The organism is Pantoea sp. CCBC3-3-1 (genome assembly GCF_007981265.1).
Taxonomy (GTDB): Bacteria; Pseudomonadota; Gammaproteobacteria; order Enterobacterales; family Enterobacteriaceae; genus Erwinia.
Window position 1 is genome coordinate 548506 of the sequence record NZ_CP034363.1, and the last position, 25794, is coordinate 574299.

The 25794-nt window shown below is 53.5% G+C and carries 31 protein-coding genes and 1 other RNA gene; 14 read left to right on the forward strand and 18 right to left on the reverse strand.

Features of this window, described 5'->3' with window-relative positions; all coding sequences use genetic code 11:
* Positions 1 to 136: 136 nt before the first annotated feature.
* Entirely contained in the window at positions 137 to 1135 is a 999-nt protein-coding gene (gene fbp / locus EHV07_RS02370) for a class 1 fructose-bisphosphatase (RefSeq protein ID WP_147194578.1), read from the reverse strand.
* A 168-nt stretch (positions 1136 to 1303) separates the two neighbouring features.
* Here fbp and mpl point away from each other — a divergent pair, with 168 nt between their 5' ends.
* Positions 1304 to 2659, forward strand: a complete 1356-nt coding sequence (gene mpl, locus EHV07_RS02375) for a UDP-N-acetylmuramate:L-alanyl-gamma-D-glutamyl-meso-diaminopimelate ligase (RefSeq protein ID WP_147194580.1) — start codon at positions 1304 to 1306, stop codon at positions 2657 to 2659.
* Between the two features lie 90 nt (positions 2660 to 2749).
* Here mpl and yjgA read toward each other — a convergent pair whose 3' ends face one another.
* Positions 2750 to 3292, reverse strand: a complete 543-nt coding sequence (gene yjgA, locus EHV07_RS02380) for a ribosome biogenesis factor YjgA (protein WP_147194583.1) — start codon at positions 3290 to 3292, stop codon at positions 2750 to 2752.
* A gap of 162 nt (positions 3293 to 3454) precedes the next feature.
* Here yjgA and pmbA point away from each other — a divergent pair, with 162 nt between their 5' ends.
* From pmbA to EHV07_RS02430, 10 genes are all read left to right on the forward strand, one after another.
* Positions 3455 to 4795 (forward strand): metalloprotease PmbA, encoded by a 1341-nt coding sequence (pmbA, locus tag EHV07_RS02385; RefSeq protein ID WP_147194586.1) that lies wholly within the window; start codon positions 3455 to 3457, stop codon positions 4793 to 4795.
* 413 nt (positions 4796 to 5208) lie between these two features.
* Positions 5209 to 5547, forward strand: coding sequence for a glycine dehydrogenase (locus EHV07_RS02390; protein ID WP_147194589.1), 339 nt, complete (start codon positions 5209 to 5211; stop codon positions 5545 to 5547).
* Positions 5548 to 5566: 19 nt separating this feature from the next.
* On the forward strand, positions 5567 to 5929 hold the full coding sequence (locus EHV07_RS02395) for an SFCGS family glycine-rich protein (RefSeq protein ID WP_147194592.1): 363 nt from the start codon (positions 5567 to 5569) through the stop codon (positions 5927 to 5929).
* Between the two features lie 2 nt (positions 5930 to 5931).
* Entirely contained in the window at positions 5932 to 6228 is a 297-nt protein-coding gene (locus EHV07_RS02400) for a DUF4312 family protein (protein WP_147200498.1), read from the forward strand.
* 52 nt (positions 6229 to 6280) lie between these two features.
* On the forward strand, positions 6281 to 7057 hold the full coding sequence (locus tag EHV07_RS02405; protein ID WP_147194595.1) for a DUF4311 domain-containing protein: 777 nt from the start codon (positions 6281 to 6283) through the stop codon (positions 7055 to 7057).
* Positions 7058 to 7067: 10 nt separating this feature from the next.
* Positions 7068 to 7712: a DUF4310 family protein gene (locus tag EHV07_RS02410; RefSeq protein WP_147194598.1), complete on the forward strand. Its 645-nt coding sequence runs from the start codon at positions 7068 to 7070 to the stop codon at positions 7710 to 7712.
* A 19-nt stretch (positions 7713 to 7731) separates the two neighbouring features.
* Positions 7732 to 8865, forward strand: coding sequence for an amidohydrolase/deacetylase family metallohydrolase (locus EHV07_RS02415; RefSeq protein WP_147194601.1), 1134 nt, complete (start codon positions 7732 to 7734; stop codon positions 8863 to 8865).
* Positions 8849 to 9970, forward strand: coding sequence for a DgaE family pyridoxal phosphate-dependent ammonia lyase (locus EHV07_RS02420; RefSeq protein WP_147194604.1), 1122 nt, complete (start codon positions 8849 to 8851; stop codon positions 9968 to 9970). The genes EHV07_RS02415 and EHV07_RS02420 overlap by 17 nt, the downstream gene beginning before the upstream one ends.
* Positions 9967 to 10707: a KDGP aldolase family protein gene (locus EHV07_RS02425; RefSeq protein ID WP_147194607.1), complete on the forward strand. Its 741-nt coding sequence runs from the start codon at positions 9967 to 9969 to the stop codon at positions 10705 to 10707. Before EHV07_RS02420 ends, EHV07_RS02425 begins: the two co-directional genes overlap by 4 nt.
* 99 nt (positions 10708 to 10806) lie before the next feature.
* Positions 10807 to 12717 (forward strand): transcription antiterminator, encoded by a 1911-nt coding sequence (locus EHV07_RS02430; protein WP_147194611.1) that lies wholly within the window; start codon positions 10807 to 10809, stop codon positions 12715 to 12717.
* A gap of 79 nt (positions 12718 to 12796) precedes the next feature.
* Here the strand turns inward: EHV07_RS02430 and dolP are convergent, their stop codons facing one another.
* The 4 genes from dolP to EHV07_RS02450 are packed head-to-tail and all read right to left on the reverse strand — an operon-like array spanning position 12797 to position 16428.
* The gene (gene dolP, locus EHV07_RS02435; RefSeq protein WP_147194614.1) at positions 12797 to 13369 is read right to left on the reverse strand and encodes a division/outer membrane stress-associated lipid-binding lipoprotein; all 573 of its coding nucleotides are present in this window, start codon (positions 13367 to 13369) and stop codon (positions 12797 to 12799) included.
* A 10-nt stretch (positions 13370 to 13379) separates the two neighbouring features.
* Positions 13380 to 13970 carry a DnaA initiator-associating protein DiaA gene (gene diaA / locus EHV07_RS02440; RefSeq protein WP_147194616.1) on the reverse strand — a complete coding sequence of 197 codons (591 nt, stop codon included), beginning with the start codon at positions 13968 to 13970 and terminating at the stop codon, positions 13380 to 13382.
* A gap of 32 nt (positions 13971 to 14002) precedes the next feature.
* On the reverse strand, positions 14003 to 14395 hold the full coding sequence (locus EHV07_RS02445) for a YraN family protein (RefSeq protein ID WP_147194619.1): 393 nt from the start codon (positions 14393 to 14395) through the stop codon (positions 14003 to 14005).
* Positions 14353 to 16428 (reverse strand): penicillin-binding protein activator, encoded by a 2076-nt coding sequence (locus EHV07_RS02450; protein WP_147194622.1) that lies wholly within the window; start codon positions 16426 to 16428, stop codon positions 14353 to 14355. Before EHV07_RS02450 ends, EHV07_RS02445 begins: the two co-directional genes overlap by 43 nt.
* A gap of 62 nt (positions 16429 to 16490) precedes the next feature.
* On the opposite strand from EHV07_RS02450, the gene rsmI reads away from it, so the two are divergent.
* Together rsmI and rnpB are read left to right on the forward strand one after the other, a co-directional pair.
* Positions 16491 to 17348 (forward strand): 16S rRNA (cytidine(1402)-2'-O)-methyltransferase, encoded by an 858-nt coding sequence (gene rsmI, locus EHV07_RS02455; protein WP_147194625.1) that lies wholly within the window; start codon positions 16491 to 16493, stop codon positions 17346 to 17348.
* A 32-nt stretch (positions 17349 to 17380) separates the two neighbouring features.
* An RNA gene (gene rnpB / locus EHV07_RS02460) (RNase P RNA component class A) lies at positions 17381 to 17758 on the forward strand.
* A 451-nt stretch (positions 17759 to 18209) separates the two neighbouring features.
* Here rnpB and EHV07_RS02465 read toward each other — a convergent pair.
* The 3 genes from EHV07_RS02465 to EHV07_RS02475 form a co-directional block, all read right to left on the reverse strand.
* Positions 18210 to 18560 (reverse strand): type II toxin-antitoxin system HicB family antitoxin, encoded by a 351-nt coding sequence (locus EHV07_RS02465; protein ID WP_147194628.1) that lies wholly within the window; start codon positions 18558 to 18560, stop codon positions 18210 to 18212.
* The gene (locus EHV07_RS24810) at positions 18557 to 18832 is read right to left on the reverse strand and encodes a type II toxin-antitoxin system HicA family toxin (RefSeq protein ID WP_147194631.1); all 276 of its coding nucleotides are present in this window, start codon (positions 18830 to 18832) and stop codon (positions 18557 to 18559) included. Before EHV07_RS24810 ends, EHV07_RS02465 begins: the two co-directional genes overlap by 4 nt.
* A 79-nt stretch (positions 18833 to 18911) precedes the next feature.
* On the reverse strand, positions 18912 to 19616 hold the full coding sequence (locus EHV07_RS02475; protein ID WP_147194635.1) for a pirin family protein: 705 nt from the start codon (positions 19614 to 19616) through the stop codon (positions 18912 to 18914).
* Positions 19617 to 19741: 125 nt separating this feature from the next.
* Between EHV07_RS02475 and EHV07_RS02480 the strand changes: the two genes are divergently transcribed.
* A complete protein-coding gene (locus tag EHV07_RS02480; protein WP_147194638.1) occupies positions 19742 to 20647 on the forward strand; it encodes a LysR family transcriptional regulator in 906 nt (301 codons plus the stop codon).
* A 27-nt stretch (positions 20648 to 20674) separates the two neighbouring features.
* Here EHV07_RS02480 and EHV07_RS02485 read toward each other — a convergent pair whose 3' ends face one another.
* The 9 genes from EHV07_RS02485 to EHV07_RS02525 all read right to left on the reverse strand — a co-directional run bounded on the left by EHV07_RS02485 (position 20675) and on the right by EHV07_RS02525 (position 25775).
* Positions 20675 to 21661, reverse strand: coding sequence for a glutathione S-transferase family protein (locus tag EHV07_RS02485; protein WP_147194641.1), 987 nt, complete (start codon positions 21659 to 21661; stop codon positions 20675 to 20677).
* 357 nt (positions 21662 to 22018) lie between these two features.
* Positions 22019 to 22381, reverse strand: a complete 363-nt coding sequence (locus tag EHV07_RS24430; RefSeq protein WP_168199584.1) for a hypothetical protein — start codon at positions 22379 to 22381, stop codon at positions 22019 to 22021.
* A 131-nt stretch (positions 22382 to 22512) separates the two neighbouring features.
* The gene (locus EHV07_RS02495) at positions 22513 to 22905 is read right to left on the reverse strand and encodes a DoxX family protein (protein ID WP_147194643.1); all 393 of its coding nucleotides are present in this window, start codon (positions 22903 to 22905) and stop codon (positions 22513 to 22515) included.
* 235 nt (positions 22906 to 23140) lie between these two features.
* On the reverse strand, positions 23141 to 23422 hold the full coding sequence (locus EHV07_RS02500) for a YqjK-like family protein (RefSeq protein WP_147194646.1): 282 nt from the start codon (positions 23420 to 23422) through the stop codon (positions 23141 to 23143).
* Positions 23422 to 23814, reverse strand: coding sequence for a phage holin family protein (locus tag EHV07_RS02505; protein ID WP_147194649.1), 393 nt, complete (start codon positions 23812 to 23814; stop codon positions 23422 to 23424). Before EHV07_RS02505 ends, EHV07_RS02500 begins: the two co-directional genes overlap by 1 nt.
* Before the next feature lies 1 nt (position 23815).
* On the reverse strand, positions 23816 to 24121 hold the full coding sequence (locus EHV07_RS02510; RefSeq protein WP_147194652.1) for a YqjD family protein: 306 nt from the start codon (positions 24119 to 24121) through the stop codon (positions 23816 to 23818).
* A gap of 42 nt (positions 24122 to 24163) precedes the next feature.
* Positions 24164 to 24535, reverse strand: coding sequence for a DUF1090 domain-containing protein (locus EHV07_RS02515; protein WP_147194655.1), 372 nt, complete (start codon positions 24533 to 24535; stop codon positions 24164 to 24166).
* A 176-nt stretch (positions 24536 to 24711) separates the two neighbouring features.
* Positions 24712 to 25098 (reverse strand): EnvZ/OmpR regulon moderator MzrA, encoded by a 387-nt coding sequence (gene mzrA, locus EHV07_RS02520; RefSeq protein WP_147194658.1) that lies wholly within the window; start codon positions 25096 to 25098, stop codon positions 24712 to 24714.
* Positions 25098 to 25775 carry a DedA family protein gene (locus EHV07_RS02525; RefSeq protein WP_147194661.1) on the reverse strand — a complete coding sequence of 226 codons (678 nt, stop codon included), beginning with the start codon at positions 25773 to 25775 and terminating at the stop codon, positions 25098 to 25100. The genes mzrA and EHV07_RS02525 overlap by 1 nt, the downstream gene beginning before the upstream one ends.
* Positions 25776 to 25794: the final 19 nt, after the last annotated feature.

Here is a 25794-nt window from a genome sequence, read left to right on the forward strand (position 1 = left end):
CAAAGGATTACGGGCCCGGATCGGCCCGTAAAGCGCAGACATGGACGGCGCTTTTTATACACGCATGCTCTCTGTACAGAGCCATCTCGGGGATCGTTCAATCACCCGAGATGTTCTCAGCAACAGAACGGTGAGGTTATGCGTCCGGGAATTCGCGCAGGAAGCGTTCCTGATCCTCTACCATTTCGGTATTACCGACAAAGAACGGCGAGCGCTGGTGCAGCGTTTCCGGCACCAGGTCGAGGATACGATCGCGGCCGTCGCTGGCTTTACCACCGGCTTGTTCAGCCAGGAATGCCATGGGGTTGCATTCATACAGCAGGCGCAGCTTGCCTTTCGGATGGCTGGCGGTGCTTGGATACAAGTAAATGCCGCCTTTCAACAGGTTACGGTGGAAGTCTGCCACCAGTGAACCGATATACCGCGAGGTATAAGGACGACGGGAAACCTTGTCTTCTTCCTGACAGAACTTAAGGTATTTTTTCACGCCCTGTGGGAAGCGGATATAATTTCCTTCGTTAATGGAATAGGTGTAACCCTTTTCCGGGAAGGTCATTTTTTCTGCGCTGAGACAGAACACGCCCAGTGACGGATCGTAGGTAAAGGCATGCACGCCGCAGCCGGTGGTATAAACCAGCATGGTGGAAGAACCGTAGACAACATAGCCTGCGGCAACCTGCTGGCTGCCTGGCTGAAGGAAATCTTCCTCAGTAACCGGCGTGCCTGGTGGCGTAATACGACGATAGATAGAGAAAATGGTGCCGACAGAAACGTTGACGTCAATGTTGGAGGAGCCATCCAGCGGGTCCATCAACACGACATATTTGCCATTTTCCACGCCTTCAAAGATGACGATCTCGTCTTCTTCTTCTGACGCGATACCCGCCACAATGCCACGCGCTTTCAGCGCGGCTTTGAGCTTTTCATTGGCAAACAGATCGAGTTTCATCTGCTGCTCACCCTGCACGTTTTCCACTCCGCTGGCGCCAAGAATATCGACCAGACCAGCCTTGTTGATGTCACGGTGAATGATTTTCGCGCCCAGTTTGATGGCGGAAATCAGTGCCGTCAGTTCACCAGTGGCGTGAGGAAAGTCGTGTTGTTTCTCGACTATGAATTCGCCTAACGTTTTCATAACACAATCCCTGAATCTGCGGTTGAACAGCAGCCTGCGAAACAAGCTGCCAACATATACCCGGGCAGTTTAGCCGAATGAAGGGTAAAGAACATAGGGCAAATCCGTTTCTTCCGCACGATGAGGACGGTACACTGTGCGCCGGACATTCCAGTTAACGGATCTTTTATGCGTATTCATATCCTCGGTATCTGCGGCACTTTCATGGGCGGTCTGGCAATGCTGGCCCGATCGCTGGGTCATGACGTTACCGGTTCGGATGCCAACGTTTACCCGCCAATGAGCACGCTTTTAGAAAAGCAAGGCATTGATTTAATTCAGGGTTACGACGCGTCCCAGCTCGATCCTGCACCCGATCTGGTGATCATCGGTAACGCGATGACGCGCGGTAATGCCTGCGTGGAAGCGGTGCTGGAACGTAACATTCCCTATCTTTCCGGGCCGCAGTGGCTGCATGATTTTGTACTGCGTGACCGTTGGGTGCTTGCCGTCGCCGGAACGCATGGAAAAACCACCACAGCGGGCATGGCAGCGTGGATTTTACAGGCTTGCGGGCTGGAACCGGGCTTCGTTATCGGCGGTGTGCCGGGGAATTTCGAGGTTTCCGCAACTTTAGGAAAAAGCCCATTCTTCGTTATCGAAGCGGATGAATACGATTGCGCCTTTTTCGATAAGCGTTCTAAATTTGTGCATTACTGCCCGCGTACGCTGATCCTCAACAACCTTGAATTCGATCATGCGGACATTTTTGACGATCTGCGCGCTATTCAGCGGCAGTTCCATCATCTGGTGCGTATCGTGCCGGGACAGGGCCGCATTATCCTGCCTGAACAGGACAGCAACCTGAAACAGGTGATCGCCATGGGATGCTGGAGCGAGCAGGAAAGCGTAGGGGAAACCGGCCGCTGGCAGGCGAAGAAACTGACGCCGGACGCGTCGCACTGGGAAGTCTGGCTGGATGGCGAGCGCGTGGCGGAAGTGAACTGGTCGCTGGTTGGCGAGCATAATATGCATAACGGCATGATGGCTATCGCTGCGGCACGGCACGTAGGCGTGAAGCCGGAAGACGCCGGGCTGGCACTGAATGATTTTATCAACGCTAAGCGTCGTCTGGAGCTGCGTGGCGAAGCCAACGGCATCAAGGTTTACGATGATTTTGCTCATCATCCCACCGCGATTTTGGCCACGATGACCGCTTTGCGCAGCAAGGTTGGTGGACGGGCGCGTATTCTGGCCGTGCTGGAACCGCGTTCCAATACCATGAAAATGGGCGTTAGCAAAGACGATCTGGCGCCGGCGCTGGGCCGTGCGGATGAGGTGTTCCTGCTACAGCCGCACCATATTCCGTGGCAGGTATCTGAAGTGGCCGATGCCTGCGTGCAGCCTGCGCACTGGAGCGCTGACGTAGATACGCTGGTCGAGATGATCGCCAAAACGGCACAGCCGGGCGATTATATTCTGGTGATGAGTAACGGTGGGTTTGGCGGCATTCATCAGAAGCTGCTGGACAGACTGGCGAAATAATTCAGGCCGGGCGCCGGCGTTTTTATAGCAGCCAGACCGGCCGGTAATAGAGCCGGACAGTCTGGCCTGCCATAAAAGGCTCGCTGAGCCTTAAGAGGCTTCAGCCAGCTCGCGCAGATACTGGAAAATCTGGCGGGAAGCTTTTGGCGGCTTGTTAGTCGCTTTCTCTTTTTGCGCATTACGGATCATCTGACGCAGCTGCTGACGATCGGCATCCGGGTAGAGCGCCAATACGTCCGGCATCGCATCATCACCGGTTTCAATCAGGCGATCGCGCAGCACTTCCAGCTTATGGAACAGCGCAACCTGCTGGTTGTGACGGTTCTTCAGCTTGTCCAGCGCCTGACGAATAGGATCTTCTTCACGCGAACGCAGCATTTTCCCAATCAGCTGGAGCTGACGGCGACGTCCTTCTTTTTTAATCTTCTGTGCGAGCTCAATAGCGGCACGCAAATCATCATCCAGCGGGATTTTATCCAGCGAATTCTTACTCAGTTCAACCAGTTCGGCACCCAGGCGCTTAAGCTCCTCGGCATCGCGTTTGATCTCACTTTTACTGACCCAGATAATCTCTTCGTCTTCTTCTTCGTTATCTGGTACGTCATCGAGCCAGTCGTCGGGCTGTTTGGTCATGGGAGGCTCCCTAAAAAAGAGGCTAATGCTATCAGGAAACTCAGGCCACTGCGAAATTGTTCGCTGAGTCTGTTAGACTCAAATCATCCCTAATCACTAAAGAGTCTGGAAATCTGGCGATTTTTGCCCGGAGCAGCCCTCTGTTAATTATATGGTAGGTCAATGAAATTACTCTCCCAAGTTGCAGAACAGCGTAAAACCCTCGAACAGGCGGTAGCGACAGCACTCGAACTGGCTAAAGTCAGCACCGATGGGGCGGAAGTTGCCGTGACCAGAACCACCGGTATCAGCGTCAGCACCCGCTATAGCGAGGTGGAAAACGTAGAATTCAACAGCGACGGCGCCCTGGGCATCACCGTTTATCATCAGAACCGTAAAGGCAGCGCGTCTTCCACCGATCTCAGCCCCGACGCCATCAAGCGCACCGTGCAGGCGGCGATTGATATTGCGCGCTATACCTCGCCGGATCCTTACGCTGGCGTGGCCGATCGCGAACTGCTGGCGTTCGATGCGCCCGATCTGGATCTTTTCCATCCCACCGATCTCGATCCGGATCGGGCGATCGAGCTGGCGGCTCGTGCGGAAGAAGCCGCGCTGAAATCCGATTCACGTATAACTAACACCGAAGGCGGCAGCTTTAACAGCCACGTCGGTATTAAAGTGTTCGGTAACAGCCACGGTATGATCCAGGGCTATTCCTCAAGCCGCCATTCGATTTCTGCCAGCGTGATTGCCGAGGCGGATGGCGACATGGAACGTGACTATGCCTACACGATTGGACGCGCGATTGGCGATCTGCAAACGCCAGAGTGGGTAGGCCAGGAGTGCGCGCGCCGCACGCTGTCGCGCCTGTCGCCGCGTAAGCTTTCAACGATGAAAGCACCGGTAATCTTTGCTGCCGAAGTGGCAACAGGCTTGTTCGGCCATCTGGTTGGCGCGATCAGCGGCGGCAGCGTCTACCGCAAATCGACCTTCCTGCTGGATTCAATGGGTAAACAGATCCTGCCCGAGTGGCTGACGATTCAGGAACAGCCGCATTTGCTGAAAGGACTGGCTTCCACGCCGTTTGACAGCGAAGGTGTTCGTACCGAGAACCGTGACATCATCAAAGATGGCGTCCTGCAAACCTGGCTGCTGACCAGCTATTCCGCCCGTAAGCTGGGCCTGCAAAGTACCGGTCACGCGGGCGGCATTCATAACTGGCGCATTAACGGTCAGGGCGACAGCTTCGAACAGCTGCTGAAAAAAATGGGTACCGGTTTAGTGGTGACAGAACTGATGGGCCAGGGTGTGAGCGGCATCACCGGTGACTATTCACGCGGCGCGGCAGGCTTCTGGGTGGAAAACGGCGTTATTCAGTATCCAGTGAGTGAAATTACCATTGCCGGTAATTTACAGGAGATGTGGCGCAATATGGTCACGGTCGGCAGCGACATTGAAACCCGCAGTAATATTCAGTGTGGTTCCGTACTGATTCCAGAAATGAAAATCGCCGGACAGTAAATTTAGCCGGGCGGTTGGCTAAGCGTTATTATCCGTCGCCTGAACCGGGCCAGTAGCGTCCCGGTTCAGGCAGTAAAAACAGGGCCTTCCCCACCTTTTATTTTCAGCACCCTGATTAATTTATAAGTTTTTCCAATAGTTACCCTTCGCTATCTTCTCCCGCGTTCTGTTCCTGAGGGAATATTCCGTATTGAAAGCGTTTTAACGCTGCATTTAACGTTATTACAGCTTCGAAATTCTGTCCCTACAGGAAAAAACGCTTTTTGTACCCGCGATCACATCCCTTGATGCAATTTCCGTTTTGAAACGGAAAAAAAGCTGCTCCACACAAAGCGTTCCCGGCGTTAGTTTCTTTTTATCGCAAATAAACTGCGCTGCTAATCAAAGCCGCGGCGGGAAATAAGGGGAGTGCAATGGCAGATGGAGCCGTATCAATAAACATGTCGGCTGAGGAGCGCGCTATTCAGGCGCTGGCGGACAGGGTGATGAGTCAGATTGCCGACCTGTTTTTCGCTCAACATATCACTCCCACGCCGGTACAGCAGCAGATGCTGGTCTCACATGTGCGGGCAATGGCGCTGCGTTCCCGGACCGGCGAACCTCTGCCGGAAGTCGAGGAAGCGCTGTTTGAAGACATCTCGCCCGACTCGATGACGCTGGCCCAGCAGGTCGTGGATCTGTTCGGCAATCTGCCTGTTGAAGAGGCCTGGCTTTTATCCGTGCATTTCGAAGTCGCAAAAAACGAAGGCTAACCCTGTTAAGGAAATCACTATGTCACAAATCATTGTAGTTATTGGCGATCGTTTGGGTAAAGGCCAGAAAGTCGCGGCCGGAATTGAAAAAGCCGGCGGTAAAGCCGTGGTGGTGCCGGGGATGGCCGCCGACATGAAGCTGGGCGACGTGATGAAGGCTGAAAATGCCACTTTCGGCATCTCCTTCTGCGGCAGCGGCGGCGCGGGTGCTATCACCGCGCAAAACAAATATGGCTATAAAGCGAAACACGGCATGCGTTCCGTCGATGAAGGCGTTACGGCAATCAATGAAGGCGCAACCGTGCTTGGCTTCGGCTTTATGGACAAGGAAGAGCTGGGAGAGCGCCTGGTTCAGGCCTGGAACAAGAAGTACGGTGCCTGATGATGAAGGAACAATTTGCGACCACGGTGAAGGTCAGCGGTAAGGGTGACAGTAAAGAAAAAGCCTTTGCCGATGCGCTGAGCCGGGTACAAAACACGCTATTAAAATCGACCGGTAAAGTGCTGCTGCGCATTGAACCCGCTGAGGTAAAAGTGGTGCAGGCGTGGCAGCAGGTCAGAAAAGAAAAATTCCTGTTTTTCTTTCTGGCGCGGGAGAGGCGGAGCTATGGCGTTGAACTGGAAATTACCGTCAACGTCAGCATTGTCGACACCGCAAAGATCGATTTTGCCACGCGATAAAGCTGGATGGACATGACCTGAAAACGTTGGCGCGATCAATAAGGAAAACCAAATGTTTTTAATCATTTTATTTAAGTCGCTCATTATCGGCGGTCTGGTTGGTGTCGGCGTTGGCGCGGGTGCGGCGCGAATGTTCCATGCGCCCACGACCCAGGGGATGGGCGCTTTTCGTACGCTGGGTGAACTGAATTCCTGCGAGGGCGATCCGGCTTCGCATTTCTCTTTCGGCCTGGGTTTTTTCTTTAACGCCTGGGCCTCTTCCGTGGCTGCCGGCTCGTTTACGCAGGATGTGGATCACCGCATCATCCCGAACTGGGGCGCGGCCGCGCTGATGGTGAAAAACCGTAACGTGGCGGAAACGCTGCACAATCCGAAAAAAATGGCGATTGTCTGCGGCCTGATCGGCATGGTTGTTGTCGCTTTTCTCAATTCTACCGCGTCTGCGGTGCCCGCCGCATTGCAGGTGACGGCGGTAAAAGTGCTGGTGCCTGCCGCTAACCTGCTGGTGAACACGGTGATGCCGGTGATCTTCTGGCTGGCCGCCATCGATGCCGGTAAAAAGTCGGGCTTCTGGGCCACCATTTTTGGCGGCCTTGCCCAGCTGATCATGGGCAATGCGGTGCCGGGCCTGGTGCTGGGCATTCTGATCGGCAAAGGCGTGGAGGAGAGCGGCTGGAACAAAGTGACCAAAATCATGATGTTCGCCATCGTTCTGCTGTTCGTTCTCAGCGGCTTCTTCCGCGGCTTCGATATGAAAATGCTGCAATCCTTCCAGCTGGGCGTGCCGGGCTGGCTTGAGATGATCCACAACACCCTGAGCGGAAAATAAGGAGATGACAATGGAAGCATCTAAAAGCGGTTTCTGGTATGCCGACTGGTCTTTCCCGATTTTCGTCGGGCTGCTCTCCGCGGGCGTGTTTGCCGGTACGCATATGTATTACGTCTACGGGCTGGGCGCGTTCAATGAAGTCGCCTTTGTTTCCATGCTGCGAGCCGGAATGGAAACCGGCGTCTATGGCGCGGTGGCGGCGTTTGGCGCCAGCTTTCTCTTCGCCCGAATCATCGAAGGCTCGCTGGTCGGCATCCTGGATATCGGCGGCGCGATCCAAACGGGGATCGGGCTGGGTGTGCCTGCATTACTGCTCGGTGCGGGCATTGTCTTCCCGGTTGCCAACTTTGCCGCGTCGCTGGCTACCGGGCTGCTGCTGGGGCTGGCCATTGGCTACGTCATTATTTTGGCCCGTAAATTCACCATCAATAACAGCGACTCAACGTATGGCGCAGACGTGATGATGGGCGCGGGCAACTCGTCCGGGCGTTTTCTCGGGCCGTTAATCATTCTGTCGGCCATGGCCGCCTCCATTCCTATCGGGCTGGGATCGCTGATTGGCGCGCTGCTGTTCTATCTCTGGAACAAACCTATCACCGGTGGTGCCATTTTGGGCGCCATGCTGCTGGGTGCGATTTTCCCGGTTGCGCTGTGAGAAGCGGAAGGAGTGAGTGATGTTTGATTTGATTATTCGCCGCGCTCGTCTGGCCGACGGCAGCCTGACGACGATTGCCATTCACGACGGCAAAATCGCCGCGCTGGGCGAGCCGCAAGGGCAGGCGACGCAGGAGATCGATCTGGCCGGACGCTACTGGCTGAGTGCGGGCTGGATTGATTCTCACGTCCACTGCTATCCCAAATCGCCCATTTATCATGATGAAGCGGATCGGATTGGTGTGGAAACGGGCGTAACCACGGTCGTGGATGCGGGCAGTACCGGCGCGGACGACGTCGATGACTTTTATCAGCTGACGCGAACCGCCAACACTCAGGTTCATGCCCTGTTGAATATTGCCCGTACCGGCATCGTCACGCAGAACGAACTGGCGGATATGCAGCAGATCGACAAAGCGAGCGTGCGGGCTGCGGTTCAGCGCCTGCCTGGCTTTATCATCGGCATCAAAGCCCGCATGAGCAGTAGCGTCGTTGGCGCTAACGGCATCCAGCCGCTGATCGGTGCGAAAGAAATCCAGCAGGAAAACGGCAATCTGCCGCTGATGGTGCATATCGGTAATAACCCACCCGATCTGGATGAGATAGCCGAGCTGCTGGGTCAGGGCGACATTATCACCCACTGCTATAACGGCAAGCCGAACCGCATTCTGACGCCGGCTGGCGAGCTGCGTGCTTCTGTTGCAAAGGCAATAAAACGCGGCGTGCGGCTGGATGTTGGTCACGGCTCGGCGAGTTTTAGTTTTGAGGTGGCGCGAGTCGCCATCGCTCAAGGCATTCTGCCGCATACCATCAGCTCCGATATCTACTGCCGCAATCGCCTTAACGGGCCGGTTTACACCCTGGCGCACGTGATGTCGAAGTTCTTCAGCGTGGGAATGACGCTGCCACAAATAATCGCCTGCGTTACCCGTCATGCGGCAGAAGGGCTGCGGCTGCATAACAAAGGGAAGCTTGCGGTGGGCTTTGATGCCGACCTGACCCTCTTTGACCTCAGCGAAGCCGCCTGCGTGTTCACCGATTCCGAAGGTAAATCGGAAGCGGGTGAAAAGCAGCTGGTACCGCTGGCCGCCATGGTTAAAGGGAAATGGTTTATTACTGACGAAGGGAAAAAGCATCATGTCTTCGATTTATGAAAAATATGGCTTAAAACAGGTGATCAACGCTTCCGGGCGCATGACGATCCTTGGGGTGTCAACGCCCGCCGCCGACGTGGTCGAAACGGTCAACTACGGCCTGAATCACTACTTCGAAATGAAAGATCTGGTCAATAAAACCGGTGCCTACATCGCCGGGCTGCTTGGCTCAGAAGATGCGGTCGTGGTCTCCTGCGCCTCTGCCGGTATTGCGCAATCCGTCGCGGCAGTGATTGTGAAAGACGATGACTGGCTGCTGGAAAACCTCCATGCGGCTCCGCTTACCGTGCCGCATGATATCGTGGTGCCCAAGGGCCATAACGTTAACTTTGGCGCACCGGTCGGCACCATGGTAGCGATGGGCGGCGGTCGCCTGGTGGAAGCCGGCTATGCCAACGAATGCAGCGCGGAGCAGCTTTCCGCCGCCGTCACGCCGCAAACTGCCGCCGTGATGTATATCAAATCGCATCATTGCGTGCAGAAAAGCCACCTTAGTGTGAAGCAGGCCGCAGAAGTTGCGCGCCGGCATGGCGTTCCGCTGATTGTTGATGCGGCCGCCGAAGAAGATCTGCAATGCTATTACCGCGAGGGTGCCGACCTGGTGATCTACAGCGGTGCCAAAGCGATTGAAGGGCCGACCAGCGGTCTGGTGATGGGGCGCAAAGAGCCTGTGGCGTGGGTAAAACGTCAGTCGATGGGCATTGGCCGCGCGATGAAAGTGGGTAAAGAAGGCATTCTTGGCCTGACTCAGGCCATTGAAAACTATCTGCGGCTGGAAAAAGCTTCCGGCGCACAGATGGTGGAAAAAATGACGCCGTTTATCGACAGCCTGAATGCCATTCATGGCATCAGCGCCCGGGTGGTGTGGGATGCAGCGGGGCGTGATATTGCCCGCACAGAGATCCATTTTGATGAGGCCACCCTTGGCCGCACCACGACTGAGGTGGTTCAGGCGCTAAAAACCGGTGACATCGCGATCTATTTCCGGGGGTACAAGGCGAACGAAGGCCTGGTAGAAGTGGACGTGCGCAGCGTATCGCCCAGTCAGTTGGAGATCATTGCCACTCAAATTAACCGTCTTTTATCGCAAGGAAACCCTGCATGAAGCTGACCCCGAATTTTTATCGTGACCGCGTCTGTCTGAACGTGCTGGCTGGCTCAAAAGAGAACGCCCGTGACATCTGGCAGGCGGCGGAAGGCCATGTGCTGGTTGGCGTGCTGTCGAAAAACTATGACAGCGTTACCCGCGCGGTAGACGATATGCGTGACTATGCGGCGCTGATTGATAACGCGCTCTCCGTTGGACTGGGCGCTGGCGATCCGAATCAGTCAGCAATGGTCAGCTCGATTGCTGCTGCCGTTCAGCCGCAGCACGTCAACCAGGTGTTTACCGGCGTGGCTACCAGCCGTGCGTTGCTGGGACAGGATCAAACCGTGGTCAATGGACTGATTTCTCCCACCGGTACGCCGGGACAGGTGAAAATCTCTACCGGCCCGCGTAGCTCGCAGGCACCTGACGGCGTCGTTCCGATTGAAACGGCGATCGCGCTGTTAAAAGATATGGGCGGCAGCTCGGTGAAATATTTTCCGATGGGCGGCCTTCAGGCGATTGATGAATTCAAAGCGGTGGCGCAGGCCTGTGCACAACAGGATTTCTGGCTGGAGCCGACCGGCGGTATCGATCTGCAAAACTATGAGGCGATCCTGACGATCGCGCTGGAAGCAGGCGTCAGTAAAATCATTCCGCATATCTACAGCTCGATTATCGATAAGGAAACGGGATGCACCCGGGCAGACGATGTCAGTAAGCTATTAACGATGACCAAAAAACTGACCGGCTAATCTTTCCGGCACGAGGAAAACTATGTTTACCGCTACGATCTTTGCCGTAATCCCTTTTTACCGTGCCGCCGGTGTCCCTGAGAAGATGGGGGAGAGCCAGTGAGATTTCCCAATCTGCGTCTGGCTCAGCTGTTTGAGCTGCTACAAAACGAAACGCTGCCGCAGGATGAGCTGGCACGGCACTTTGCGGTCACGACGCGTACTGTCCGCACGGACATCACCGCGCTGAATGAGCTGCTGGCGGCGCACGGCGCGCGGTTTGTGTTAAACCGTGGCGCAGGCTATCAGCTGAAAGTGGACGATCGCGATCGTTACAACCAGCTACAATGCCAGACGGCTTCGCCGCTGCGGATCCCCCGCACTTCAGCTGCACGGGTGAACTATTTGCTGACCCGTTTTCTCACCTCGGCTTTTGCGCTCAAACTTGAAGATCTGGCCGACGAATGGTTCGTCAGCCGCGCCACGTTACAAAGCGATATGGCCGAAGTCCGCGAAAAGCTAAGCCGCTATCATCTGGTAATCGAAACCAAACCGCGCTACGGCATGAAGCTGTTTGGCAGCGAAGTGGCGATCCGCACCTGTCTGACCGATCTGCTTTATCATATCGCCCGTGAAGATACTGACGATCCGCTATTGAATCTGGAAGCGTTGAACAGCGGCATACTCGATACGCTACAGCCACTGTTGCATCAGTGCTTCAGCCGTTTCAGCATTAAAATGAGTGATGACAGCGAATTCTATCTGCGGCTGTACTGCGCGGTTGCGGTAAGGCGAATCAGTGAGGGCTATCCGTTATCTGACTTCAGCGCAGAAGATGTCGATCGCGACGTTCGGGCTGCCGCCCGCCATATCGTTAATCTGTTGCGTCCGATGACCGGCAAGGCAATTTCCAGCTCGGAGGAAGCCTATTTACGGGTGAACATTGCCGCGCGACGGACTGAAGATATCGCCGCCAGCGTCATCAGTCCGGATGATGGTGAATCGCTGGTGAACTACATCCTCAGCTATGTGAATACGCACTACAATTTTGATCTGCAAAACGATCCGCAGCTGCGGGCCGATTTACTGACGCACATAAAAACGATGATCACCCGTGTGCGCTACCAGATTGCTATCCCGAATCCGCTGCTTGGCAATATCAAACAGCACTACCCGCTGGCTTATGATGTCACTCTGGCCGCTGTAGCCAGCTGGAGTAAGTACACACCGTATAACATCAGCGAAAACGAAATCGGTTTTCTGGTACTGCATATCGGCGTCGGGCTGGAGCGCCATTATAACGTGGGCTACCAGCGTCATCCTAAAGTGCTGCTGGTGTGCGATACAGGCAATTCAACCGTGCGGATGATCCAGGCGATGCTGATGCGTAAATATCCGCAGATTATCGTCAGCAACATTGTCTCCCAGCGCGAATATGAGCAGCAGGTCGCGATCGATGAAGATTTTGTCATCTCTACGGTACGCCTGAGCGAAAAGGGGAAACCGGTGGTGGTGATGGCGCCGTTTCCGACGGAATACCAGCTGGAGCAGCTTGGCAAGCTGGTGCTGGTGGATCGCACCCGGCCTTACATGTTGGAAAAATTCTTCGATGCCGGGCATTTTCGCATTATCGATCGGCCAATGACGCAAACAGAGCTGTTCAGCGTTCTGTGCGATCAGCTGGAGCGGGAAGGCGTGGTAGATAAGCAGTTTTATGCGTCGGTTGAGGAACGTGAGGCGATAGTCAGTACGCTGCTGGGCGAAGGCATTGCGCTGCCTCATTCACTGGGACTGATGGCGAAAAAAACCGTGGTCTATACCGTACTGGCTCCTCATGGCATCCGCTGGGGCGATGAAACCGCCTGCGTCATTTTCCTGCTGGCTATCAGTAAAACCGAATATGAAGAGGCGATGGCCATCTACGATCTGTTTGTTACTTTTATGCGTGAGAGAGCGATGACCCGGCTACGCGGCTGCGAAGATTTCGCCGGTTTTAAAGCGGTAGCGATGGACTGTTTGAGCAGGCTATAAGGGAAGCGTTGAGCGAACGAGAGAACTTGCCTGAGAACATTGCCGCCCGTGCGCTGCTGCGCACAGGCGGAAGCGGAGGTTACTTCAGGATGGTAAACGCGGTGGTCACGTGCTGCACGCCACTGACCCGGCTGGCGATATCGGCCGCGGCTTTCGCTTCCTCATTCGTCACCAGACCTAACAGGAATACCTCGCCGTTTTCCGTCGTCACCTTAACGTTTGATGACTTAACCTGATCGCTCGACAGCAGGTTGGAGCGCACTTTGGTGGTGATCCAGGTATCGGAAGAGGCGGTACCAAAGCTGGCTTTGCTGCCGGTACGGATCTCGTTATAAACCTCCGTTGCGCCATCCACGCCGACCGCAATCTGTTTCGCCCGGCTGGCGATGTCAGCCGTCGGTGCCTGTCCGGTTAGCAGGACTTTGCCCTGATAGGCGGTAGGGACGATATGGGCATCGTTTTTAATCTGCTGATCTTTAGAAAGCGCATTGCTGACGCGCAGTTCCAGGGTACCGTCATCAACCTGAGTGCCAACAGTACGAGGATCCGTGGCGGATTTGGTTGCTACCGCAGCGCTGCCGATGACGGCCGCGACGCAACCCTGTAGCATCAGGGCGGTAATCACCACGGCCATTGCTGAGAATACCTTCATTTAAGCTCCTTTAAGCGTCCTGGTGGGGAAACAAGGTGTTATCGATTAAATCGCACAGGCAATTTACGGTTAACATATGCATTTCCTGAATCCTCGCGCTTCGGTGCGAGGGAATGCGAATCTCCACGTCCTGTGGTCCCAGTAAGCCGGCGAGTTCGCCGCCGTCATAACCGGTAAGCGCAATAATCGTCATATCGCGTGTTACCGCTGCTTCAACTGCCTTCACAATGTCACGGCTGTTACCGCGTGTTGAAATGGCGAGCAGAATGTCGCCAGCATGGCCCAGTGCACGAACCTGCTTGGCATAAACTTCATCGTGCAGACGATCGTTGCCAATTGCCGTTAGCAGCACGTTATCCGCGCTTAAAGCGATAGCGGGAAGGCTGGGGCGCTCGGTCTCAAAACGATTAATCATGCTGGCCGCAAAATGCTGGGCATTGGCGCTGGACGTGCCATTGCCACAGCTCAGAATTTTGTTGCCGTTCAGCAGCGACTGCACAATGGTCATCGCGGCGCGAGAAATCGCATCCGGTAACGCTTCTGCCGCGGCGATCTGTGTTTGAATACTTTCGGTAAAACAAACTTTTATTCTTTCCAGCACGTTTTTCACCTGGTAAGTCGTAGGCGGAGGTTTCACTCCGCCGTAAAGGCATTAGGCAACCAGTCGATCTGCGTGCCGGTTATCGCAATGACATCAAAGCGACAGTCCGCGCTCTCAAAACTGGTTCTGCGTCCATTCAGCCAAAAGGCTGCGGCTTTTAGCAGTTTTAGCTGCTTGCTGCGGGTCACGCTGGCTGCTGCACCGCCAAAAAGCGCATTGCGGCGATAGCGGACTTCCACAAAAACCCAGGTCGTTTTGTCGCGCATAATCAGGTCGATTTCTCCAACCCGAAAACGCACGTTCGCGGCGACAAAGGTTAATCCTGCTTGCTCCAGCAGGCGGCGGGCCTGTTGCTCATAGCCCGCCCCCGTTTGCTGACGACTCAGGATGCCGGAACGATTTGTCCCTGACGATACTGGCTCCATGTCAACTTCCTGTTGATAACGCAATCCGTTGTCGCGCTCAGATTGCCGGTTTCGCCCTGAATCTGGAAGCCCGGCAGCTGGCGCACTTCGCTAAAGTGGTTAGCCAGTGTCCAGGCATCCACGCCCATGGCATACAGGCGAACCAGCGAGTAGTCATTGTTAAAGTTCTTCGCGGCCTGCTGTAACAGCGCCGGGTTGTTGCCAGACAGCAGCGGCGCATCGCTAAACTGTACGCCTTCCATCTCCAGGCGGAAGTCCGGGCCGGAACCCGCCTGGTAGCTGCGTGAGCTGGCATAAATTTGTACCATGCTGCGGCTGCTGACGCGCATAGAGATCATCGGTTTGATCAGCGCCATTTCATCCTGTGTTGCCACGATATAAACCGAATCAACGTTGCCGCTGTCGCTGACCGGCGCGGGCTGTACCGGAGGCTGACCGGTAACGTTCGCATCCTGAGGCTGCTGCGGCGGCTGTTGCAGCGTAACAGGTGTACCGGTCAGGCGCAGGCCTGCACCGCTGTTAATCCCCTGCTTTAGCTCGCCCGTGGAGCCAAACTGCTGTTGCAGCACGGTACTGCCGCCCAGCTTCTGCCATTCCGTTGCGAAAGCTTTGTTGACGCGATCGCCCAGCGCGCTGCGTGGCACCATTAACAATGGCGAGCGTTTGCCCTGATCCCACATATGATGGGCAGCATCACGCGCTTCGTCTTCAGGAGAAAGCGCAAAATAGCAAAGATTCGGATGGTTCTGTACCGACTCCGGCTCATTCAGCGCAAGGATATTCAGCGGAGTCTGAACGGAAGCTAACTGCTCAACGTTATTCTTAATCAGCGGGCCAACGACCAGGGTTGCGCCATCTTTTTGTGCCTGTGCCAGTACCTGATCGACAGGTTGAGAACCGGTGTCGTATACCTGTACCTGGGTTGAACTGGATGGCGCGGCGGTTTGCGCGACGTTAGCGTTTTGTGCAGCAGGCGCTGCCGGCTCCGGCGTAGATGCTGGCGTCGCTGCGGCATCCGGGCTGGCGGAAGGGCTGACCGCGGCGTTGGCATCCGCTGGCGCAGCTGAATTCTCGCCGCCTGCCTGGGTCGGAGCCTGAACGGGCGCCGCGGCGCTTCCGATAGCAGGCTGCGCGGCGGCTGCGGGCTGTACTGTGCCATTCTGCGTCAACGTACCGTTTCTGGCGTCGTCGAAGCCTTTCTTGATCGCATTAGCAAAAATTTGCGCCTGGCCGCTTAGTGGCAGCAGCAGGGCGATTTTTGCGGTCGACGCCTGCTGGAAATTTTGCACCTGAGTCAGCGCTGTCGGCAGCATTTTCGCCGCAGGATTATAGGGATAGCGCGTCTGCCAGTCGCTGATACCGGCTTTCAGCATATCCGGGTCGCTGCTGTTAGCCTTGTAAACGTTCAGCAGATCCAGCCAGCCTTGCAGCGTATTTTCATCCGCGTTGATCACCAGACTGTTAATCTGATCGGGCGTCATTTGCACCAGCGCCTGCCAGGTCGCATCAATATTTTTTTGCTTATCGGCGGGGGTGGTCAGCAGCGGCTCCTGAGCGATATAAGCGCGCAGCAGCGCCAGCGAAGGACGGCCCTGGCTGCTGTTAATCTGAAGCTGCAAATAGCGGGCCTGTTGGTCTTTCGACAATGAGGCGGTATCCACCTTTTGCAGAAGCTGGCCTGCGCCGTTCAGATCCTGCTGGGCGATTTTAAGCTGTGCCTGAAGTAACAAGGCTTCCTGGCGCTGAGTGTCGCTGAGCTGCTGTGGCAGGCTGGCGAACTGATCGTTGGCCTGAGGGATCTTCCCTTCGTTCAGCAATGCGCGGATAGCAAGTAATTGCCAGTCAACCTTGTTATCATCTGAACTTTGCTGCATTTGCTGCAGGTAAGAATCGGAAGTGCCAGTGGCTGCGGCCTGCACATCCGCCTGAGGCGTTTGCGGACCCTGGCCGGAACAACCGGCAAAAATCAGGGCGGCCAGCAGAACAGCCAGGTTGCGTCCTGCTTTGTTATGAATGACTTTCGAAGGAAGCATACTGTATCCAGTTATGTTTTTTTCAAGATGCTCAATATTAAATCGGCTATTCGGATCAAACAATGAAACAACGCGAAGAGATTTCTGCCAGCACGCTTTATATCGTTCCAACACCGATTGGGAACCTGGGCGATATCACCCAACGTGCTCTGACGGTGCTTTCAAGCGTCGATCTGATCGCAGCGGAAGATACACGTCATACCGGACTGTTGCTACAACATTTCGCCATCAATGCGCGCCTGTTCGCATTGCACGATCATAACGAGCAACAGAAGGCGGAAACGCTGTTGGCTAAGCTGCGCGACGGGCAAAGCATAGCGTTAGTTTCTGATGCCGGCACGCCGCTGATTAACGATCCGGGCTACCATCTTGTCCGTCTTTGCCGTGATGCAGGCATTAACGTTGTTCCATTACCGGGTGCCTGTGCAGCGATTACAGCATTAAGCGCCGCGGGGCTTCCGTCCGATCGATTCTGTTACGAAGGGTTTCTGCCAGCAAAAAGCAAAGGTCGCTGCGATACGCTGCGGGCGCTTGAGCAGGAGTCGCGCACGCTGATTTTCTACGAATCAACCCATCGTCTGCTGGAGAGTCTACAGGATATGGTGGCGGTATGGGGAGAGGCGCGTTATGTGGTGCTGGCGCGAGAAATCACCAAAACCTGGGAATCGATTTATGGGGCGCCGGTAGGAGAGCTACTGGCGTGGGTGCAGGAGGACGAGAACCGCCGCAAAGGCGAGATGGTGCTGATTGTAGAAGGCTACCATGCTCAGGAAGATGCGCTGCCGCCTGAAGCGCTGCGTACGCTGGCGCTGTTGCAGAAAGAGCTTCCGCTGAAAAAAGCCGCCCAGTTAACGGCAGAAATCCACGATGTGAAAAAGAATGCGCTGTATAAATATGCACTGGAACAGCAAGAGGGGTGACAAAGCGCGCGGAATGCCCTATTATCCGCGCCGAAGCTGACCAGACAGTCGCCGCTTTGTTGCCGTCCTCCTTCGGGGGAGACAGACAGAGGGGAGGAAAGTCCGGGCTCCATAGGGCAGGGTGCCAGGTAACGCCTGGGGGGCGCAAGCCCACGACCAGTGCAACAGAGAGCAAACCGCCGATGGCCCATTCGTGGGATCAGGTAAGGGTGAAAGGGTGCGGTAAGAGCGCACCGCGCGGCTGGCAACAGTTCGTGGCACGGTAAACTCCACCCGGAGCAAGGCCAAATAGGGGTTCACAAGGTACGGCCCGTACTGAACCCGGGTAGGCTGCTTGAGCCAGTGAGCGATTGCTGGCCTAGATGAATGACTGTCCACGACAGAACCCGGCTTACCGGTCAGCTTCACACTCATTCAACAAAAAACCCCGCTCCGGCGGGGTTTTTGTTATGCGCAGCAGCAAAAAAGCAGATGACTGTCCACGACACTCTCTATGAAAAGAAAGCGGCTTACCGGTCAGCTTCACACTCATTCAACAAAAACCCCGCTTCGGCGGGGTTTTTGTTATGCGCGGCAGCAAAAAAGCAGATGACTGTCCACGACACTCTCTATGAAAAGAAAGCGGCTTGCCGGTCAGCTTCACACTCATTCAACAAAAAACCCCGCTCCGGCGGGGTTTTTGTTATGCGCAGCAGCAAAAAAGCAGATGACTGTCCACGACACTCTCTATGAAAAGAAAGCGGCTTACCGGTCAGCTTCACACTCATTCAACAAAAAACCCCGCTCCGGCGGGGTTTTTGTTATGTGCGGCAGCAAAAGGAAAGATAACTACCTGCGACTCAGTTCTGCTGCGCATTTTATCTATATAAGACTCAGCTGCGCTTCCAGGATTTCGATAATAAAGGCATTCAGCGATTTTCCTTTTTCAGCAGCGGCCTGCGTCAGTTTTTCTGCGAAAGACTCGTTATAGCGTAAGGTGAACGTCTTTGTTTTTTCCTGCCTGACGTAGGGATCAATCCCTGCCTCGCGGCAATCATTAAGATATTCACTCAGCGAGATTTCGCCCTCTCTTTTTAATCCTTCAACGCTGTCAGCGACAAAATCACAATAGCCACTCAGCCCTAAAAATTTACCGCGCATCGCGTTGAGTTCCGGAACAAAACTGACTACGGCGGGTTGTCCGGCTATTTCAAAAAAGTTTGTTTTGCTCATGGCTTAACTCCTGTACTTTCTAACCATTCCCGCAGACTTACAATTGCGTCCCTATCCGTATCAGGTAGAGGATGCGGCCTGTGAAATTTAGCGATACTGTCGTTCAGGATAAACCTGCATCGTGAGCCGTTTCCCTCAGTAACCCGGCCGCCCAAAGCTTTGATCAGCGACTCGATATCACTCCATTTGATATTAACCGGAGGAGGCGACGTAAATATCTTATTAAGCGTGCATTGATGCTTCTTCCGTAATCCAACCATCAGCTGTTCCATAGCGACACTTGATGACGCTATTGTCTGACTTAAACGCAATGAAGTCAATTTTTGAAGTCAACGCCACTGGCGGCAAGCATTAAACCGGTAAATCAATCACCAGCGCTCGCAGCGGCGTATCGGCTCGCAGCGTGACGCTCTGTTCTTCGCGGATAAATGCACCGTCGCCGCATATCAGTTTTTCTTCGGCTTCGGAATGGGTGACGGCACTCAGGCTGCCGTGAATAGATTGCAGATAGGCACGTGAACCGTGCAGTTCAACGGTGTAACTCTCGCCCGGCTCCAGCAGAAGATGATGGATCCACACCTGCTGACGCAGTTGCAAACTGCCTTTTTGCCCGTCAGGAGAAGCCATAAGGGTATGGCGAGCATGCTCATCAACAGTCATGCGCTGCACCGCGGCGTTTTCTCGCTCCGGGCAGGCATCCAGCCACAGCTGCATTCTTGTCAGCGGCCGATCTTTACTTAAATTATGTTCGCTGTAGCTGATAGTCGGTTGGGTGGCGAAAAGTAGCGCTTCTCCCTGCCGGGCTATGACATGATTTCCGTCACTGTCGCGATACTCCGCCTCACCTTGCAAAATCAGATTCAGCACGTCGACCTTTGGATAGGTTCTGGGTTGAAAGGAAGCCCCTGGTGTCAGCACTTCCTGGTTGAGCACACGCAGTGACGCGTAGCCCATTAACTGGGGATCAAAATAGTGACCAAAAGAAAAGGTATAGCGCGCCTGCAGCCAGCCGTAATCAGCCTTGCCACACTCTTGCGCGGTGCGACTGGTAATCATGTTGTTCTCCTAATCGGCTGGTCTGCTACGACCGTTTATTATGTTGCTATGGTAAGTTGCTGGACGCAGGAATGTTAGCCAGTTAATCTGCTGGCTATATTCAAATTTCCTGACAGAGAATCACTATGGCTAAAGATCGCGCTCTGACGCTGGAAGCGCTACGAGTGATGGATGCCATCGATCGTCGTGGTAGCTTCGCGGCGGCGGCTGATGAGTTAGGCCGTGTCCCTTCCGCACTCAGCTACACCATGCAGAAGCTGGAAGAAGAGCTGGACGTTGTTCTGTTCGACCGTTCTGGTCATCGTACAAAATTTACCAACGTTGGGCGGATGCTGCTGGAACGTGGCAGAGTGTTGCTTGAGGCGGCGGATAAGCTGACGACGGATGCGGAAGCGCTGGCCCGCGGTTGGGAGACGCATCTGACGATTGTCACTGAAGCACTGATCCCGTGCGAATATCTCTTTCCGCTGATTGATAAACTGGCTGATAAAGCGAACACGCAAATTTCACTGGTAACGGAAGTGTTAGCCGGTGCCTGGGAGCGGCTCGAGCAGGGACGAGCCGATATTGTGATCGCGCCCGATATGCATTTTCGCGCCTCATCAGAGATCAATACCCGCAAGCTTTACAGCATCATGAGCGTGATTGTGGCGAGTCCTGGCCATCCTATTCATGACGAGCCGGAACCCCTGTCTGAAGTGTCACGAGTGAAATACCGTGGCATCGCGGTGGCCGATACGGCACGAGAACGACCTGTGCTTACCGTACAGCTGTTGGATAAGCAGCAGCGGCTGACCGTCAGTTCGATTGAAGATAAGCACCGTGCGTTACTGGCCGGGCTTGGCGTTGCTTCAATGCCCTATCCGATGGTAGAAAAGGATATCGCCGAAGGCCGTTTGCGCGTGGTCAGCCCTGAATATACAAAAGAAGTCGATATCATCATGGCCTGGCGTCGTGACAGCATGGGCGAGGCGAAAGCCTGGTGCCTGCGGGAAATCCCTAAGCTGCTGGCGAAACGCCATTCATTATAGACAGGCAGCCACTTTGGCTGCCCTTAATTAGCGAAAACGCGCGTCACGTCCGTGCGGTTCGTCCCAGTCAAATGCCGGTCCTGTTGAAATCACGCCAGACGGATTAATGGTTTTGTGGCTGTGGTAGTAGTGATGGCGGATATGGGCTAAATTCACGGTTTCCGCCACGCCCGGCAGCTGATAAATCTCCCGCAGAAAACCGTTTAAGTTCAGGTAGTCACCGATACGATGTTTATCACATTTGAAATGCGTGACGTACACCGGATCAAAGCGCACCAGCGTCGTCCACAAGCGTAAATCCGCTTCGGTCAGCCTGTCGCCAGTCAGATAACGATGCTGGCCAAGCATCTGCTCCAGCCTTTCCAGGGAGTGAAACAGAGCGGTAACGGCTTCATCATAGGCTGCCTGGGAGGTTGCAAACCCCGCTTTATAAACGCCATTATTCACCGTATCGTAAACCCAGCTGTTCACCTCATCGATTTTCCCACGCAGATCGGCCGGATAGAAATCGCCTGCGCGTGCGCCCACCGCATCAAAAGCGCTGTTGAACATGCGTAGGATATCTGCTGACTCATTACTGACAATGGTGTTTTGCTGTTTGTCCCAGAGTACCGGCACGGTAACGCGTCCAGTGTAGTTTTTATCGGCATGTAAATAGAGCTGATACAGAAAGTCGTTTTGATAGAGGCTGTCGCCGGTTGCGGCCGCAAAATCTTCATCAAAGGTCCAGCCATTCTCCAGCATCAACGGATGCACCACCGAAACGGCAATCAGGCTTTCAAGCCCTTTCAACGTACGCATGAGTAAAGTGCGATGTGCCCACGGACAGGCGAGAGACACATAAAGGTGATAACGGTCTGCCTCAGCGCGAAAACCGCTTTTACCCGTTGGGCCAGCAGAACCATCGGCGGTTACCCAGTTGCGCCAGACGGATTCAGAGCGCTTGAAGCGGCCGCCGGTAGATTTGGTGTCATACCAGTTATCATGCCAGACACCGTCGATTAGCTGTCCCATACAAACTTCCTCATATTAAAATTACCGATTATTACTCAATAAAATATAACCTGGTATAGCCAGGATGTCGGGTTTACATTGAAATAAATTTTAATCAGCGCGTTTTGAAGAGGATTTTTATTGAGTAAATATTGAATTGCATCTCTTTTTTTTTGGGGTGAATATGATATTTATTAGCGCTGTAATTTCTTTACCGATCTTTAAATTAATTTTTCAAATTAACTTTTGGCTCTATTTGGGTTTTTTAATTTTGGTCATTAACGCGATCTGCTTAGTATTATGGTTGACTTTAATATCTCTGCCAATAAACTTACCCTGTTCTGTAAAATCACAGGACATAATATTGACAAGGAGAGGTTATGCGCGAGTTAAACACTCAGGAAGTTGAAGCTGTTTCAGGTGCCGGTTTTTTGCTGATTTAGGTAAGAGTATTGGCAGTGCTATTGGCGGAATTGTTGATTTAGGCACTTCTGCTGGTGGTTTGACGACAGATGCAACAACGGCAGGCGGTACGCTGGGCTCTGGCATTGGCAGTATTCTTGAGCTGGATATTGTCAGCGCCATCAGCAATATTGGATCGGGGATTGTGGGTATCGTTAACGTCGGTATCAGCGCCATATCACAAATTGCTGCTAAAAAGTCATCCTGATTATGCATCTCAGCCATAAAAATATTTTTAAAACGACGACTTATTTTAAGGGTGCTTCCTGAAGTTTCCATATTAACCGTTATTTCCACGGCAGGATAAATGGAAGGCGTTAAATAAGATTCTGATAAAATTATTTTGTATCTAAATGGCTTAGAACTTAAAGCAGGACCTCATTTTGTCCTGCTTTATTTTATTAGCTAAATTAGCTCTTTTTGCGCCAGATCCGGTCGATGCTGTAAGCACCCGGGCCGGTAATAAACAGCAGCAGGTAGCCACCGGCAATACTCAGGTTCTTCATAAAGTTGATGGAGTTGCCATCAACGCTAAAGTTGGTATGGAATACCAGTGCGGTAATGAGGGTAAAAATTGCTGTAGCAATTGCCGTAAAGCGCGTCAGAAAACCAAACAGAATTGCCAGTCCACCGCCAAATTCCAGCAGGATTGTTAACGGCAGAAAGAAGCCGGGTACGCCCATCGCTTCCATATATTGTTGAGTACCCGCGTAACCGGTAATTTTACCCCAGCCAGCTACGATAAACAGCACCGGCAGTAAAATACGCGCCACTAAAAAGCCCACATCTTCTGATTTTTTCATGATTAATCCTGGTAAGTTTTTATGGGTTGAAAAAATTCCAACCTCTCTTAGCCCAGTGATGATGCTGTATTAGCGGTCATCGCCGTTCGTTGAAGAAGATAATATTCGCGAAAGGAAATCATTGTAAGCGAGTTAAATTGCTAATGTTTTTCAGGAAAATTGATTGAGATTTCAGACCCAGGGACAGCCGGGTCTGAAGAGATAAAGCGAGACAAGATTACTAAGAAAGAAGGGGTTAGCGGTTTGGCAGGAAATTGCGCACCATCCGCCAGGTACTCCATGCGCCAAGGCCGCGTTTAGCCCAGCGGGTAATAAAACGCGGATTACGCACTGACCAGATTGCCATCAGCCCGCTTCCTACCGCAAAGTAGCGACGTAAACTGACAACGGTCAGCCAGCCGCGATCGTAACGGGCGGTGCTTTCAAGCCAGTATTTCGTATTGATACTGAGATCCAACCGCTGCTGATGGATCTGGCGCAGCAGTTCGGCTTTACGCTCGTTACGTTCACGGCTCATTACTCGTCCTCCAGTAATTTACGATCGGACTTTAGTTCCTTGCGCGTAGCGTTAAGGAGCGTGGAGCGCCGTGACTTAGCCAGCGTCCAGAGTCCGAAGATAATAGCGAGAGCGAACAGCACGGCGGTCGTGATGCCAATTGCCATCAGGCGATATTGCGCATCAACTGCCCAGATAATCAGCACCATCAGGCTCATCAAACCGAAAGCAGTAAAGAGCATCGTCAGGCCAATCATAATCAGCATCTGGATTAGATTCGCTTTCTCTTCCTCAAGCTCAACAACCGCCAGCCTGACACGGGTTTCGACTATCCCTACCAGCGTAGTGATAATGCGCTGTCCAATGTTAACGACCCCTTTGCCGGGGCCCTGGCTCTGCTGATAATCCGCCATCTTATCGACGCGTCAGCAAGACACCGAGCACCACACCAATGGCGGCACCGATACCTACGCTGGTCCAGGGATTTTCACGCACGTAAACGTCAGCATGATCGGCGACTTCACGTGAAGTCTGCGCAATACGGTCGCCGGAGTCACCCAGACGAGCGCGGGTGTCTTTCAGCGCGCTTTGAGCTTTGCTGCGCAGTTTATCCAGCTCGTTTTTAGACTTTTCGCCGGTGTTGCTGAGAACTTCTTCCAGCGTATCAGCCAGGTTTTTCAGTTCTGCACGCAGATGCTCGGAAGTGGTATCTTTTGACATAATAAACTCCTTTAACAGTCAGTAATGAGTATCCTGGGCCGATCAGTACGGTGCTGCCAGGACTTCCTTTAGTTCACGTTTTGCTTCTGCCAGCTTTTGTTCACGCTTTGCAATTTTTTTACTGTCATCGCCGTCAGCTTTTTCCTGATCCAGCTCTTTCTGCCGCTCATCCACTTTCTGCTGATGCTCTTTAATCTTTACCTGATGATTATCGCGCAGCTTTGCATCCGTACAGCCCGCACGTGCTTCCGTTAACGCACGCTCCAGTCCGGTGACACGACGCTGATTATCATGCTGGCGCGCCAGGTCAATTTCATGCTGTATATCCTGCTCTTTTTGCAGGCAAAGCGATTCGGCCGCCTGAGCGAAAGTGGTCAGGGTTAAGAGGCTGAGTCCCAGGATCCGGTATTTCATGATGGTTTTGACCTTCCATTGTTTGGGGCGCTCAAATGCCCCGGTTAGTCCTGTTGTGCATAGAGGTTAATTCTGGCTTCATTAAGCATAGTCAGAAAACCTGAAAAGCTCAAAAAGAGAGAAGATTCTTAGAGATAGCGATGCCCGTAGCGCTGAGCGACGGGCAAAGGCAAGGATCAACCTACTGACTGCTTATGCAGGCTGATACGGCTTATCCATTCAGATGAAGAGGGTTGCTCAAGCTGGGCGATATCAAAACCTTCAGGAAGCAGTTCGCGCAGCACTTTTTCCGCGGCGGTACTCTCTTCCAGCGAATCAAACTTGATGATTAGCGAGTTATTATCCGGGGTGATGCTTTTGATATGAATCCCTTCGGCGTTCAGCCGCTGATAAACATAAAAACCATCGGGTAACACGGTGCCCTGACGTGATGCGCGTATCTGTAAAGCGGTTTCGCTACGAAATAAAGCCGGCAGCACCGTCACCACTATAAGGGCAAATATCCCTAAAACCCCTATACCGATCAGCCGGGGTGAGGCGTAGTGTTTAATCACATTCCACATTATGAGTTTCCTTTCTCATTGTTAATACTACGCTTTTTTTTCCATAAAACGTACAGTGAGCCAAACAGCCCGAAGACCAGCAGCACCAGCGGCAGCAGCATCAGACAGAACATCAGCTGATCTTCATATTTACGAAAAAGGGGGGTTTTGCCAAGGCCAAAGCCGAGCACGGTGAGAATGAGCACCCATAATAGCGCACTCATCCAGTTGAAAAACTGGAAGCGGGCATTATTCAAACCGGACAGGCCAGCAATCGTTGGTAATAGCGTTCTGACAAACGCAATGAAACGCCCCATCAATAGTGCGGAAAGGCCGTGACGGTGGAATAACTGATGCGCGCGCTGATGATACTGTGCGGGCAGGTGTGACAGCCATTTTTGGACGGTAGGCGTATTCCCCAGCCAGCGTCCCTGTATATAGCCGATCCAGCTGCCAAGGCTGGCAGCGACGGTAAGAATAAGTAAGGCAAGGGGGAACGTCATTGTGCCTTTGGCAATCAGCACGCCAACCAGGATTAGCAGGCTGTCGCCTGGCAGAAAAGCGGCCGGAAGCAGGCCGTTTTCCAGAAACAGAATCACAAACAGAACGCAGTAAATTGCCCAGACCAGTGAAGGATTAGCCAGCAATTCATAGTCCTGATGCCAGAGGGCGTGGACTAATTCATTTAAAATATCCATTGAGTGTTCCTGAACATCA